Origin of the sequence: Aquisphaera insulae (assembly GCF_011064615.1) — a bacterium.
Lineage (GTDB): Bacteria > Planctomycetota > Planctomycetia > Isosphaerales > Isosphaeraceae > Aquisphaera > Aquisphaera insulae.
In genome coordinates this window covers 42,186-55,603 of the sequence record NZ_JAALJH010000032.1, presented here as the reverse complement: position 1 = coordinate 55,603, position 13,418 = coordinate 42,186, and the positions used below count along the sequence as shown (strand labels likewise).

General features: G+C 68.5%; 11 protein-coding genes and 1 pseudogene. 5 read left to right on the top strand and 7 right to left on the bottom strand.

The window, feature by feature from the left end; translation table 11 throughout:
* Window positions 1-61: 61 nt before the first annotated feature.
* The 4 genes and pseudogenes from G6O54_RS37960 to G6O54_RS17890 all read right to left on the bottom strand — a co-directional run bounded on the left by G6O54_RS37960 (window position 62) and on the right by G6O54_RS17890 (window position 1,276).
* Window positions 62-415 carry a helix-turn-helix domain-containing protein gene (locus G6O54_RS37960; RefSeq protein WP_304511160.1) on the bottom strand — a complete coding sequence of 118 codons (354 nt, stop codon included), beginning with the start codon at window positions 413-415 and terminating at the stop codon, window positions 62-64.
* Window positions 402-770, bottom strand: a pseudogene (locus G6O54_RS38650) (type II toxin-antitoxin system RelE/ParE family toxin); the annotation flags it as partial. The pseudogene G6O54_RS38650 and the gene G6O54_RS37960, both read right to left, overlap by 14 nt.
* 47 nt (window positions 771-817) lie before the next feature.
* Window positions 818-1,090 carry a CRISPR-associated protein Cas4 gene (locus G6O54_RS17895; protein WP_256368990.1) on the bottom strand — a complete coding sequence of 91 codons (273 nt, stop codon included), beginning with the start codon at window positions 1,088-1,090 and terminating at the stop codon, window positions 818-820.
* Between the two features lie 48 nt (window positions 1,091-1,138).
* Window positions 1,139-1,276: a hypothetical protein gene (locus G6O54_RS17890; protein WP_165227028.1), complete on the bottom strand. Its 138-nt coding sequence runs from the start codon at window positions 1,274-1,276 to the stop codon at window positions 1,139-1,141.
* 347 nt (window positions 1,277-1,623) lie between these two features.
* On the opposite strand from G6O54_RS17890, the gene G6O54_RS17885 reads away from it, so the two are divergent.
* The 5 genes from G6O54_RS17885 to G6O54_RS17865 all read left to right on the top strand — a co-directional run bounded on the left by G6O54_RS17885 (window position 1,624) and on the right by G6O54_RS17865 (window position 9,780).
* On the top strand, window positions 1,624-3,162 hold the full coding sequence (locus G6O54_RS17885) for an OprO/OprP family phosphate-selective porin (protein WP_250846951.1): 1,539 nt from the start codon (window positions 1,624-1,626) through the stop codon (window positions 3,160-3,162).
* A 210-nt stretch (window positions 3,163-3,372) separates the two neighbouring features.
* A complete protein-coding gene (locus G6O54_RS17880) occupies window positions 3,373-4,578 on the top strand; it encodes a cupin domain-containing protein (RefSeq protein ID WP_165227026.1) in 1,206 nt (401 codons plus the stop codon).
* Between the two features lie 436 nt (window positions 4,579-5,014).
* Window positions 5,015-5,770, top strand: a complete 756-nt coding sequence (locus G6O54_RS17875) for a hypothetical protein (RefSeq protein WP_165227025.1) — start codon at window positions 5,015-5,017, stop codon at window positions 5,768-5,770.
* Window positions 5,771-6,155: 385 nt separating this feature from the next.
* On the top strand, window positions 6,156-7,937 hold the full coding sequence (locus tag G6O54_RS17870) for an L-fucose isomerase (RefSeq protein WP_205678878.1): 1,782 nt from the start codon (window positions 6,156-6,158) through the stop codon (window positions 7,935-7,937).
* A gap of 115 nt (window positions 7,938-8,052) precedes the next feature.
* Window positions 8,053-9,780, top strand: a complete 1,728-nt coding sequence (locus G6O54_RS17865; protein ID WP_165227023.1) for an alpha-L-fucosidase — start codon at window positions 8,053-8,055, stop codon at window positions 9,778-9,780.
* A 101-nt stretch (window positions 9,781-9,881) separates the two neighbouring features.
* Here G6O54_RS17865 and G6O54_RS17860 read toward each other — a convergent pair whose 3' ends face one another.
* The 3 genes from G6O54_RS17860 to G6O54_RS17850 all read right to left on the bottom strand — a co-directional run bounded on the left by G6O54_RS17860 (window position 9,882) and on the right by G6O54_RS17850 (window position 13,402).
* Window positions 9,882-11,897, bottom strand: a complete 2,016-nt coding sequence (locus G6O54_RS17860) for a sulfatase-like hydrolase/transferase (protein ID WP_165227022.1) — start codon at window positions 11,895-11,897, stop codon at window positions 9,882-9,884.
* Between the two features lie 39 nt (window positions 11,898-11,936).
* Entirely contained in the window at window positions 11,937-12,074 is a 138-nt protein-coding gene (locus G6O54_RS17855; protein ID WP_165227021.1) for a hypothetical protein, read from the bottom strand.
* A 149-nt stretch (window positions 12,075-12,223) separates the two neighbouring features.
* On the bottom strand, window positions 12,224-13,402 hold the full coding sequence (locus G6O54_RS17850; protein WP_165227060.1) for an iron-containing alcohol dehydrogenase: 1,179 nt from the start codon (window positions 13,400-13,402) through the stop codon (window positions 12,224-12,226).
* Window positions 13,403-13,418 lie beyond the last annotated feature (16 nt).

Below are 13,418 nucleotides of genomic sequence, written 5' to 3'. Positions count from 1 at the left end.
CGCGGTACGGGGTTAAGCCTACCGACATCCCCGCCCCGCCTCCAAGCTCGAAATGAATTCCTTACGCGGAGACGACCCGCGTGTCGGCCTCCCTGTCCTCCCGTGCGGGGCGGATCACGATTTCCACATCGCTCCCCAGGGCGTTCAAGAACCGGAAGAGCCGGTCGGTCGAGAAGCCCTCGAGCTTGCCCTTGAGCAGGGCCGACACCTTGGGCTGGTCGATCCCCAGGAGCTTCGCCGCCCGGATCTGCGTGAGCTTACGCTCCGCGATGATGTCGGCGATGCGTTGCACGAGATGGGCCTTCGCCAGGAGTTCCTCGGGGTTCTTGAGCCCCAGGTCGGCGAACACGTTCCCGCTCGACTCCCTCATGCTCTCGGGAGCGTCGTCTCTCTTCTTCCGCTCTTCTTTCCTCATGATGTTTCTCCGCCGTCTTCAACCTCCGCCGAATCAGGTCCATCTCGGCCCGCGGCGTCTTGATGCCCTGCTTCGATTTCTTCTGGAAGGCATGGAGCACGTAGATGGCACCGGCGAACTTGACCGTGTAGACCGCCCGGTACGTGGCCCCGTCGTGGTCCTCGACCACCTCGAGCACTCCGGCCCCGCCGAAGCCCTTCAGGACCTTCGCGTCCCGGTGCTTCCTCCCGACCTGGGCCTGCCAGAGGGCGAAGCCCATCATGTCGCAGACCTCGCCGGGGAAATCCCGCAGGTCCTCCAGGCTGGATCCCATCCAGAAGACGGGTTTTGATTCCTCGATCGGTCCGCGACTCATAATATGCCAATTCTGGCATGGACGACGATTGGGGGCAAGTCTTTTCTTTACCCGCGGGCCTGCCCGCAATTCGGCCTCTGGCCGCATGCTCGGCACTTGGCCGCCGGTTGCCGGACCGGGATTTCGCGGCCGATTTCCCGCCGGTGTTCCCTGATCTGGTCGGCGATCGCCAGGACCGTCGAGCGGAGCTTGGCGGTGTTCTCGACCCGGACCCGCGACCCGTCGCCGAGCACGACGAAGCCGTGCGGGGGCCGCACGCCGTATTCCTCCTCGATGAGCAGGACGTGGGCCCCGAGCTGGGCCCGGTGCCCGTCGCTTATCCGCCGCTTGGTGAGGCCTCGTCCCAGGCGCGAGGCTCGGCATCGAGATCAGCCGGCGATCCGCCTTCGACCCCATGGGGCCGGATCGAGGAATGACGAGATCCCGGATGCGTCCGCCGCGTCCAGCAGGGCGAACAGGACGACCTCCAGGGCGCGGCCGGGCTGCGGGACCGACAAAACCGTCAAGGTTGACCCGCTCGTCTTCCGATAACCCATGGGATGCTGCGCGCGATTTCGGCTCGGCGCCCGGACATCCGGGAGCGAGGAAGTGGGAGGATCTTGATGACGAGGAGCGATTGCATCGTCGCTCCCGAGTGGACGACTGCCCGAAGGATCGGATGGGAGACGGGATGTACGGCGTTCGGCAAGGAGGCCATCGCTCCCATCGTGTGTTGATCGGGCTCTGGATTGCGCTCGTCGGCACCGGGCTTGCCTCCGCCCAGGGGCCGCTGGTCCCTCCTCCGGCCGGCCCGGCGTCCCCTCCTCGCGTCACGAACGGGGAAGGAGACTCGCTCTCGGAGCGACTCCGCAGGATGGAGGAGACGAACGCACTTCTCCTCAAGAAATTCGACGACCTGGCGCGTCAGAATGCGGACCTCGCCGGCCAGAACGCGGGGCTCGCTCGCCGCAACGCCGAGCTTTCGAGCCGGCTGGACCGACTGGTCGGCGCCGAGGAGCTATCGGCGACCGACCGCGAGTCGCCGGGAGGGGCCGAGGGCGGCGGGGCCGGAAGCCCGCCGACGGCGGGCGGGGGATCGAAGACCGGCGGCGGCGATCCCACCGCAACCGGAAAGGCCCAGGAGATCGGGAATCGCCATCTCGGCAAGCGGCCGATCACCGGCGTCTATGACTTCGATAACGATGGCTTCCGCTGGTCGACGCACGACGACGAGGCCACGTTGGGCATCCGCGCGATGTCCCAGGTCGAGGCTCGTCTCTACCAGCAGCAGGGCCAGCATCCGGTCAGCAGCGGCATCTACAATCCACGGACCCGTGTCTACTTCGAAGGGCACTTCACCAGGCCGGTCCAGTATGAATTCTCGTTTCAGAACACCTTCGACAGCGTCAACCTGCTCGACGCCTACCTCAACTTCAATTACGACCCACGCTTCCAGGTCCGCATCGGGCGTTACAAGACCCCGTTCACCTACGAGTTCTATCGCATCCACGTCTGGCACCTGCTCGCGCCGGAACGGTCCCTCTTCGCCAACAACTACGAGGGCAATCGCCGATTCGGCGTGATGGGTTGGGGCACGCTCTTCGAGAACCGGATCGAATACGCCGTGGGGACGTTCAACACCCAGAGGAACTCGTTCCGTCCCTTCAACGATCGCCAGGACGTCATGGCGTTCGTCAACTTCAAGCCCTTCTACAACCGCGAGGAAGGACATCCGCTCCGGGACCTCCATTTCGGCGGCTCTGTGGACGGCGGGCTCCAGGACCAGCCCGCCGTGCCGGCCGTCCTGAGGACCAACTCGGCCCCTTCGGCCCAGGGCGTCGACGACGCCGGGGCCGTCAACGCGGCCACGGTCCCGTTCCTGGCCTTCAATCCGGGGGTCATGGAGCGAGGCGGCAGGGTCCTGTGGGAAGGGCACGTCGCGTACTACCACGGCGGGCTGTCGCTCCTGGGGGCGTGGCAAGGGGGCTACGAGAGTTACGCGCCGAGCGCCGCCGGGCCCACAACCCGGATCCCGATCGGCGGCTGGTTCGTGCAGGCCGGCTACCTCGTCACCGGCGAGACGATCCGCGACCGGACCCTCGTCGAGCCGCTCCGCCCGTTCGACCTGAGGCCCGGCCGATTCGGCCTGGGGACCTTCGAACTCTCGGCCCGATACAGCCTGCTCGACCTCGATCCCCGGGTGCTCGACGCGGGGCTCGCCGACCGGACGCTCTGGACCGATCGCGCCGGCATGACCGACCTGGGATTCAACTGGTACATAAACAAGTTCGTCAAGGTCTACTTCGACTGGGAACGCTCCATCTTCGGCCAGCCGGTGCTGGTCAACGACCTCACCGGCGCCCGCCGTTCGACGAATGACCTGTTCTGGCTGCGATTCCAGGTCTACTCCTGAATCGACCGATGCGACCAATCGGGGTATGGTCTGGCGATGGTTCCATGGTGTCCGGGGATCGGCCGTCATCGCCGCACCGGGCGGCGGGGGCGATCCCTGTCCAGTGCCCACGCCCAGTTTGGAAGGGCCGCCCGCGATCGATCGATTTCGGCCGACGCGCGGCGCGGCCCGGCTTGCCGCGGAAATCCAGGATCAGCAGGAGATTCCCCCATGAGCGGCGTACACCGACGAAATTTCCTGACGGCGGCCACGGCCGGGTCGCTGGCCGTCCCCCTGGCGGGCTCGAGGTCGGCCGAGGCCGGCGACGAGAGCTTCTCGAACAACGTGCCCGACCCGCTGCTCGCGGGCAAGGAGTTGCCGACCTTCAAGTTCGAGCTGGAGAAGTCCGAGGGCAAGGTCATCGGCGGCAGCTACGGCAAGGAGGCGACCGTCGAGCAGTTGCCGATCTCGAAGGGGATCGCCGGGGTCTCGATGCGGCTGGAGCCCGGGGCGATGCGCGAGCTCCACTGGCACGCCACCGCCGCCGAGTGGGCTTTCATCGTCGAAGGGCGCGTCCGGACCACGGTCATCGACCCGGACGGCGCGGCCGAGACGAACGACTTCAATCCCGGCGACGTCTGGTACTTCCCCCGCGGCCATGGCCACATGCTGGAATGCCTGGGGGACCGGCCGTGCCATTTCATCCTGATCTTCGACAACGGCTACTTCTCCGAGTTCGGCACGTTCAGCATCAGCGACTGGATCGGCCACGTCCCCAGGCCGCTCCTCGCCAAGAACTTCGGCCTCCCCGAATCGGCCTTCGAGGGCTTCCCGACCGAGGAGGTCTACTTCGCCCGGGGGAAGCTCCCGCCGGCCGAACCGGCCCGGCCGCTCCAGGGGTGGAAGCCGCCGGCGTTGACCCACAAGTACGAGCTGCTCAAGCGGCCGCCGAACGGGGTCTTCAAGGGGGGCCGCGAATGGCGCGTCGACTCCACCACGTTCCCGATCTCGCGGACGATCACCGGCGTCGTCTTCGACCTGGAACCGGGTGGCCTCCGCGAGCTCCACTGGCATCCGACCGCCGACGAGTGGCAGTACGTCATCGAGGGGGAGCTCAGCGTCACCCTGTTCGGCTCGCACGGGCGATACCGGGCCGAGCGGCTCTCGAAGGGTGATGTCGGCTACATCCCCCAGGGGTACGGGCATTCGCTCGAGAACGTGGGGACCAAACCCTGCCGGGTCCTGATCGGGCTCAACGCGGGCGTCTACGCGAAGATCGACCTCTCGGAATGGATCGCGGGGAATCCGCTCGACGTGCTCGCCACCAACTTCGGCAAGCCCGCATCGCTCTTCGAGAGGTTCCCCAGGCGCGACGTGTTCATCGCCCCGAACGACGATGCCGCTCCGGCCAGGCCGGTCGGATCTCCGGATCGATGAACCGATCGCCCGCCCCGGTCGAGCATCCCGATTCGTCGGGGCGAGGCTGGCGCGATGAAAAGTTGGCCTGGACGCCCCGGGCGTTCTGTTCAGGAATTGGTGCGCGGGAACGAGGCCTGTCGGCAAGCCTCGGCCTGCGCCTGGCTCGGCAGGAGCCTCGCCCTCCCGAGTCCGGAGCGGCTCTCGTCCGAATGGGAGGGCGAGGCTCCTGCCGAGCCTGGCACGGGCTGCCGATCGCGCCGGGGCCTGGTTCCCAACCGCATCGCGGGCCGCGTCAGGCGCGACAGAAACCGTCACGTCCAGATCCCGGCCGTGGGGCAGTCCATACTTAACTTTCATCGCGTCGGGGCGAGGCCGCCGCTCGTCGCGGCCGCCCTCGGCGCACGGACCGATCGACCGGCTCACGGGCCGACAGCCCAGCGAGATGGCAACCGCAATGGAAGTCGAAGACCTTGCATACCTCGGGTCGAGACCAGGCGAGAGGCCGAGGCATCGGCTCGACTCGGAGAAGCTGATCGAGACGGCGAGGCATCTCTCGGACGACATCAACGAGCGATTGCCGAGCAGCAGCCTGTCCGAGCTGGCCCGGGAGCTGGTCAAGGTCGCGGTCGCCACCGTCGAGCGAGGCCGGTCCGCCCGCCGGCCGATCCTCGCCGTGAGGGCGTTCTCGGCCGCGGCCGTCTTCTCGGCGCTGATCCTCTTCGGGCTGCTCGCCTCGCACATCCGGGCGCGATGGTCCGTCCAGACCGTCGGCGACCTGTTCGTCGCCTTCAGCGCCGGGACCAATCTCGTGATCCTCTCGGCGGGCGCCCTCTGGTCCTGCGTCACCCTCGAGCTCCGCCTCAAGCGACGACAGGCCCTCGGCTTCATCGAGGAGCTGCGAGAGTTCATCCACGTCATCGACCTGACTCAGCTCTACTACACGCCGGACCTCTACCGGACCCGGCTCGGCGCCGGCCATGCGCGGTTGGCGATCGACGAGACCTACCTCCTCTACTGCACCCAGATGCTCGCCGTCATCGGCAACCTGGTGCCGCTCTACGCGCGGGGCGTGACCGGCGACTCGATCCTGCGGGCGGCTTCGGAGGTCGAGATGCTCGCGATCGCGGTCTCGACCAAGCACATGACCAAGGCCGGGGCCGTCAGCCTGATGAGCAAGGACTTCGGGCGGCCGAACAGGGCGGGCGATTGAACCCGGGCGGGGCTAGTGTTCTGTCACGGCCAAAATGTCGGATTGGCTACGGGACAGGCAGGAATGCCTGTCCTCCGAAATGACCGACTCGCCCGGCTTTAAACCCGGGGGACAGACATTCCTGTCTGTCCTGCAACCCGAATTCCTGGTGTCGACAAAGCACTGGTCCGCCGCTCCTCGGAGGGGCCGGATCCCGCGGGGAAAGTCCATCTCGCCCGAGGTCGAGCCCGGGCTCCCCCGGCCGGTGCTCGCTGGCCTTCGACCCCCGCGCCGGGTAAGACGGAAGGGAGAGCGGATCGGGCGCGGACGTGCGAGGGAGTCCGGCCCGGCGATCGGCCGCGGCCCTCGCGTGGATCGAGCCAGCTTGTAGAGGATGAGGACGACGATGACGACACCCTGGATCGGGACCCTGCCGCGGATCGGCATCCGCCCCGTGATCGACGGCCGCGAGCGAGGCGTCCGCGAGTCGCTCGAAGAGCAGGTCATGGGCATGGCGAGGAACGCGGCCGCGTTCCTCTCCGAGAACCTGAAGTATCCGGACGGCACGCCGGTCCAGTGCGTGGTGGCCGACTCCAACATCGGCGGCGTCGCCGAGGCCGCCGCCTGCGCCGAGAAGTTCGCCCGCGAGCGCGTCGGCGTCTCCCTGACGGTCACCCCCTGCTGGTGCTACGGCAGCGAGACCATGGACATGGACCCGCTCCTGCCCAAGGCCGTCTGGGGCTTCAACGGCACCGAGCGGCCGGGGGCTGTCTACCTCGCGGCGGTGCTCGCGGCCCACAACCAGAAGGGCCTGCCCGCCTTCGGCATCTACGGCCGCGAGGTCCAGGATGCGGGCGACACCCGGATCCCCGACGACGTCCAGGAGAAGCTCCTCCGGTTCGCCAAGGCCGGGCTGGCCGTCGCCACCATGAGAGGGAAGTCCTACCTCTCGCTGGGCGGCGTCTCCATGGGGATCGCCGGGTCGATCGTCGATCAGCCGTTCTTCGAGCAGTACCTCGGCATGCGGGTCGAGTGCGTCGACATGTCGGAGGTCACCCGCCGGATCGAGGAAGAAATCTACGACAAGGACGAGTACGCCCGCGCTCTTGCCTGGACGAAGGAGCACTGCAAGGAGGGGAAGGACTACAACCCGGCGGGGAAGCAAAAGTCGGCCGCGGCCAAGGCGAAGGACTGGGAGACGGTCGTCAAGATGACGCTGATCATCCGCGACCTGATGATCGGCAATCCGAAGCTGGCGAAGCAAGGTTACGGCGAGGAGGCGCTGGGCCACAACGCCATCGCCGGCGGCTTCCAGGGCCAGCGGGCCTGGACCGACCACGCACCCAACGGCGACTTCCCCGAGGCCATCCTCACGTCCTCGTTCGACTGGAACGGCATCCGGATGCCCTACGTGGTGGCCACGGAGAACGACTGCCTCAACGGCGTCGGCATGCTGTTCAACTACCTGCTGACGAACACGGCCCAGATCTTCGCCGACGTCCGGACCTTCTGGAGCCCGGAGGCCGTCAAGCGGGTCACCGGCCATACCCTGGAAGACGCCGCGGCCGGCGGGATCATCCACCTGATCAACTCCGGCGCCGCGACCCTGGACGGCACCGGCGAGCAGTCCCGCGACGGCAAGCCCGCGATGAAGCCGTTCTGGGAGATCACCGAGGCCGAGGCCAAGAAGTGCCTGGCCGCCACGAGCTGGCCGACGGCGATGCTCGAGTACTTCCGCGGCGGCGGCTACTCGTCGTGCTACCTGTCCCGCGGCGGCATGCCGCTGACCATGATGCGGCTCAGCCTGGTGAAGGGCCTGGGACCCGTGATCCAGATCGCCGAGGGCTACTCCGTGGACCTGCCGCCGAAGGTCCACGAGGTCCTCAACGAGCGGACCAACCCGACCTGGCCGACCACCTGGTTCGCCCCCATCGTCACCGGCTCCGGCCCGTTCCGGGACGTCTACACGGTGATGAACCACTGGAGCGCCAACCACGGCGCCATCAGCTACGGCCACATCGGCGCCGACCTCATCGCGCTGGCGTCGCTGCTGCGGATCCCGGTGGCCATGCACAACGTCCCGGAGGAGAAGATCTTCCGCCCCAGCACCTGGGGCCTCTTCGGGGCGCTCGAGCCCCAGGCCGCGGACTACCGGGCCTGCGCCAACTTCGGCCCGCTCTACGGCTGACGCGGAACTTCGCGGCCGGCCCCCTCGGCACCGTCGAAGGGGGCCCGGCCGCTCGCCTCGATCCCGCCCGCGAGATCGCTCCCTCCCTCCCTCCCTCCTTCCTTGAGATCCTACCATGAAACGCGCCTCGCTCTCCCTCCTGCTCGCGCTGGCCGTCGCCGCCCCGGCGGCCGGCCAATCCCCGCTCATCGACGAGACCCCCGCCCAGCATGACGCCCGGATGGCCTGGTTCCGCGACGCCCGCTTCGGCATGTTCATCCACTGGGGCGTCTATGCCGTCCCGGCCGGCGTCTTCAAGGACCAGACCGGGTTCGCCGAGTGGTATCTCGAGGAATCGAAGATGCCCGTCTCGGAATACGAGAAGTTCGCCGGCCAGTTCAACCCGGTGAAGTTCGACGCCCATGCATGGGCCGCCCTGGCGAAGCGGGCCGGGATGAAGTACCTGGTCATCACCTCGAAGCACCACGACGGCTTCGCGATCTATCCCTCCGCCCTGACCGACTGGTCCATCAAGAGCACCCCGTTCGGCAAGTCCGGGCGCGACCCGCTCGCGGAGCTGGCCGCGGCCTGCAAGGACGAGGGGGTCCGCTTCTGCACGTATCACTCGATCATGGACTGGCACCATCCCGACTGGGGGCTCCGCCGCGCCTGGAATGATCGGGCCACCGGCACGCCGGACATGGACCGCTTCAACGACTACCTCACCGGCCAGGTGACCGAGGTCGTCAAGAACTACCACCCCGGCATCATGTGGTTCGACGGCCAGTGGGAGAAGCCGTGGACCGAGGCCCGCGGCAAGGCGATGTACGCCTACCTGAGGAAGCTCGACCCGCAGCTCATCATCAACAACCGGGTCGGCGGCGGCACCGGCGACTACGGCACCCCGGAGCAGACCATCCCGGCCACCGGGTTCGGCCCCGGCGTGGATTGGGAGTCGTGCATGACGCTCAACGACCACTGGGGCTTCAACAAGAATGACCACAACTGGAAGTCGGTGACGACGATCATCCACAACCTGGTCGACTGCGCCAGCAAGGGGGGCAACTACCTCCTCAACGTCGGCCCGACGGCCGAGGGCGTGATCCCGGCGGAGAGCGTCGAGCGGCTGACGAAGGTGGGCGACTGGATGAGGGTGAACGGCGAGTCGATCTACGGGACCTCGGCGAGCCCGTTCCGGTCCACGCCGTGGGGCCGTTGCACCCGCCGTGGCCAGACGCTCTACCTGCACGTCTTCGCCCGGCCGGTCGGCGGCGTGCTGGTCGTGCCGATGTCCAACGAGGTCCGCTCCGCCCGCTTCCTGGCCGAGCCCGCCACCACGCTGAGCGCGGAATCCACCGCCGACGGCCTGAGGATCGCCCTGCCGGCCTCGCTGCCGGACGCGGACGACTCGGTCATCGCCCTCGACGTGCTGGACGGGATCCGGCCGATCGTCGTCCGGTTCCCCCAGGCGGCCGACGGCTCGCTGACCCTGAAGGCGGCCGACGCCGACCTCGTCGGCGGGGTCCAGGTCCAGAACGAACCGCCCGACGTCGGCTACTGGACGGCCGCCGAGGGGACCGTCTCATGGCCGGTCGACATCTCCCGGGCAGGGACCTTCACGGTCAGCCTCGACTACGCGCTGCCGCCGGGCGGCTCGCCGAGCGACTACATCGTGACGGTCGGCGACCAGTGCATCGCCGGCACGCTGGCCCCGACGAAGGGGTGGGGCGACTTCACGCGCGTCCAGGCCGGGACCCTGACGCTGCCCCAGGCGGGTCATGCCGTCGTCGCGGTCAAGCCCGCGAAGGCCGTCCCAAGCGGCCTCATGAACCTCCGCTCGGTGACCCTGACGCCTCGCCCGTGAGCTGGGGCGTGACGCCTCGTCTCTTCCACCACGCCAGCCCGGGGCTCTCCGGCGTCCCGCCTTGGGAACGGGCCGGGGAGTCCCCTATCGGAAGCCGGCCCTCACCGCGCGGCGCCTGAGTCGCCGTCCTCAGCGGCGGGCGGCGGATCGCCCACGGGCCTGGTCCCCTGGACGAGGTTGGCGAGCTCGTCGCGATAGGCGGCCATGTAAGCGTCCTCGACCTCGGTGGAGGCCGGGCTGCCCTTGAGGGCCTCGAGGAGCATCGACCGATGCTGGCTCAGCATCGAGACCTTGTCGGGGAACCCGGCGAGGTTGAACGTGGCCTGGGGGTCTCGCCAGAGATTGAAGATCATCTCCGTCCCGTCGCCGTTGCGGACGTACTGGACCCCGAACGAGGAGACGAGTGAGAACTGCAATCCCTCGCCTCCCGGGCCCTCGCCGTGCGGCGACGGGAAGGCGGTCTGATCGGCCTTCTCCGAGAGGGCGGGACTCGTCGGGCGTGGAGGGGCCTGCCCGGCCGGGGCGTTCCAGTAGGCCGCCAGCGATCGGCCCGGGAACGGCGAGTCCTCGCCGAATCCCAGCAGATCGGTCAGCGTCACGGCGAGGTCGCGCAGGCCCACGGCGGTCAGCTCCCTGCGGCCCCGGGGCAGCCCCGGGGCGATCACCATCAGCGGGACGCCCACCTCCTGGATCTCCACCGAGTACGCGTGCCCGCAGACGCCATGCTCGCCGAACCCCTCCCCGTGGTCCGAGGTCAGGACCACGATCGTGTTCTCGAGCACCCCGCGCTTCTCCAGGTCGTCCATCATCCGCCCGAACTGCTCGTCCAGGTAGGCGATGCAATTCTCGTACGAGTCCCGGACCAGGTCCAAATCCTGGGGCGTCAACCGCCCCTTGTCCACCCCGACGTAATCGATCAGGGCCTGATAGTCCTTCACCCCCTTGGGGGCGACGCCGAAACGGCCGGCGAACTGGTCCGGGGGGATGTACGGCTCGTGGGCGTCGAAGAAGTTGAGGAAGGCGAAGAACGGCCGATCGGTCCGCCGGCCGTCCAGCCATTTCAGGAACGAGGCGTTGATCCCCTCGGCCCCTCGTGCCTGGAGGCCGGCCCACTTCCGCTCGAACGGGTCGACCCGGAGCAGCAGTTGCTCCAGCATCCACTTCCCGGGGACCGTGCGGGTCAGCAGCGATCGGGGCGTCAGCGCGTAATCGTCGTAGTGGATGAAGCCCCGATCCAGCGCCGTCTCGTAGTTGCAGGAGTTGGTGTTCCCCACGAAGCCCGCCGTCTGGTAGCCGCGAGACTTCAGGAACTCCGCGATGGTGGGCCTGGGCGTGTCGAGCGAGAATTTCCACTGGGCGTTGATCTCGAACGGCCAGCTCCCCGTGAAATAGCTGGCGTGCGACGGATAGGTCCAGGGGGAAGGCGAGAGCGCCATGTCGAACACGACCCCGCGTTCCGCCCACCGCTTGAGGTTGGGGGTCGTCTCGCGCCGATACCCATACAGGCTGAGGCTGGAGTTGCGGACCGTGTCCCAGACCAGGAACACCACATTGGGCGCGGAGGCCGGCCGCGGGGGTAGTGCGGCAACCGCCCTCGCCTCGCCGATCATCCGTCGTCCCGTGCTCGCCGCGAAGCAGACGATCAGCAGGCAGGCGAACCCGGCCAGGCTCTTTCGCACCCAGCCCACCCGGAGGCCGAAGCCTCGGTCCGCCACCAGGTCGGCGATCAGCTTCCCGATCCCGAAGGCCAGCACGAGCGAGGCCCCGGGATGGAGCGAGAGGCGCAGCAAGGCCCCCCAGAGCGCGACCGTCGCCATCAGCCAGGCCCAGCCCCGGAGCGTCGGCCGCCTCGGCCGGATCCACGCCAGGACGGCCACCACCACCCCGAGGGCCAGCATCAGCGCGACATGGCCCAGCGGGACCGTCCAGGGGAAGTCGCGGGCCGTCCGGAACGAGCCTTCCTTGTTGATCGCCAGCTTCTTGAAAATGATCAGCGCCAGGTCGAGATACCCGGCGAGGAAACCCAGCCAGATCGCCAGCACGAGCGCGACCGACAGCGTCAGCCGGGGCGTGGCCGGCCGGCCATCCGCCGCCTTCGAAGGCGCATCATCATCCATCAGGATCGACCCCAAGTAACCCGGTACGGCCCGGCCCGGTCAGCTCGCCCGCCCTTTCAGCCGGCGACTCATCCACGAAAGGACAGGGCGACCGCCGGCCAGCACGAAACCGATCACGGTGGCGAAGACCGAGGCCACCGGCATGGCGACTTCCGGGGCGAAGTAAGCGAGGAGCATGACGATCTACCCTGTGCTGGGAGGCTGGTCCGCGATCAGATGGCGGTGGAGGAGATAGACCCAGTCTCTCCTAACAAACTAATAGCGTCATCCATGGTCGGCCCGTCCCCATTTTTCTCGACAAAGCCTCGACTCAAGCCGCCGGGGCTTCACCAGGCTCGGTCGAGGAGGTCTTCCATGTCCGCCTGGGTGCAGGCGCGGGGATTGGTGCGATGGCAATGGTCGAGCATCGCCAGGCGGGCATAGTGCGGGATCCGCCCGCGATCCAGCCCGGCGGATTCGAGCTCGGAGAGGCGCCGGGGGAGCGGCAGCCGCGCCAGGACGATCTGCATGAGCGTGACCAGGTGCCCGGCGCCGTCCCCGCCGCGGCCGAGTCCGACCCGGGAGGCCAGCTCCGCGATCCTGGGCTCCGCCGCCTCGCGGTTGAACCGCAGCGCGTGCGGCAGCAGGATCGCGTTGAGCGTGCCGTGGTGGACGCGTCCCTCGCCCCCCAGGGCGTGCGAGAGCGAGTGGACCACGCCGAGCCCCTTGTGGAAGCTGATCCCCCCGAGCAGCGCCCCCATCATCATCGCCGAGCGAGCCTCGAGCCGGGAGCCATCCCGGACCGCCTCTTCCAGCCCCCGGAAGATGGACTTCAGGCCCTCGATGGCGATGCCGTCGCAGATCGGGTGGAAGGTCGGGGAGAGGTAGCTCTCCACGCAGTGCGTCAGGGCATCCATGCCGGTGCCCGCGGTCAGCTCCGGGGTCAGGCCGAGTGTCAGCTCGGGGTCGCAGATCGCGACGCTCGGGAGGAGGTGGATCGACAGCGCGATCGTCTTCCGGCCGGTCTGGGGGAGCTGGATCAGCGTCCCGCGGCCCGCCTCCGAGCCCGTGCCCGCGGTCGTCGGCACCGCCGCCATCGGGGGCATCTCCGCCGTGATCCGGTCCCCGCCCCCGGCCGTGAGGTCGTAATCGGCCAGTCGGCCCGGATGCGTCGCCAGCAGCCGCACGGCCTTGGCCGCGTCGATCGCGGATCCGCCGCCCAGGCCAACCAGCCCGTCGCAGCCGGCTTCGCGATAGCGATCCACCGCGCGGAGGACGTTTTCCTCCGTCGGATTGGCCTGCACGTCGGTGAAGACCTGAGGAGAATCGAGCAGGTCCGCCACCCGACCGGCCAGGCCGCAGGCGACCAGCCCCGGGTCGGTCACCACGAGCGGCCGGGCGACCCCCAGCCGCGCCAGCTCCGCCGCGAGCGAACGCCTGGCCCCCGCGCCGAAGAGCACGCGGTTGGGGAAGGTGAACAGGGCCGGTGCCGACGTCTCGGCGCCGGGGCCGGGCCCGGCGGCGATGTCGGTGGACTCCGAG

Bases quoted from the DNA above. Each gene is read 5' to 3' on its own strand.
- G6O54_RS37960 (WP_304511160.1), bottom strand. From the start codon at position 415: ATGAGGAAAGAAGAGCGGAAGAAGAGAGACGACGCTCCCGAGAGCATG.
- G6O54_RS17885 (WP_250846951.1), top strand. From the start codon at position 1,624: ATGGAGGAGACGAACGCACTTCTCCTCAAGAAATTCGACGACCTGGCG.
- G6O54_RS17880 (WP_165227026.1), top strand. From the start codon at position 3,373: ATGAGCGGCGTACACCGACGAAATTTCCTGACGGCGGCCACGGCCGGG.
- G6O54_RS17875 (WP_165227025.1), top strand. From the start codon at position 5,015: ATGGAAGTCGAAGACCTTGCATACCTCGGGTCGAGACCAGGCGAGAGG.
- G6O54_RS17870 (WP_205678878.1), top strand. From the start codon at position 6,156: ATGACGACACCCTGGATCGGGACCCTGCCGCGGATCGGCATCCGCCCC.
- G6O54_RS17865 (WP_165227023.1), top strand. From the start codon at position 8,053: ATGAAACGCGCCTCGCTCTCCCTCCTGCTCGCGCTGGCCGTCGCCGCC.
- G6O54_RS17860 (WP_165227022.1), bottom strand. From the start codon at position 11,897: ATGGATGATGATGCGCCTTCGAAGGCGGCGGATGGCCGGCCGGCCACG.
- G6O54_RS17855 (WP_165227021.1), bottom strand. From the start codon at position 12,074: ATGCTCCTCGCTTACTTCGCCCCGGAAGTCGCCATGCCGGTGGCCTCG.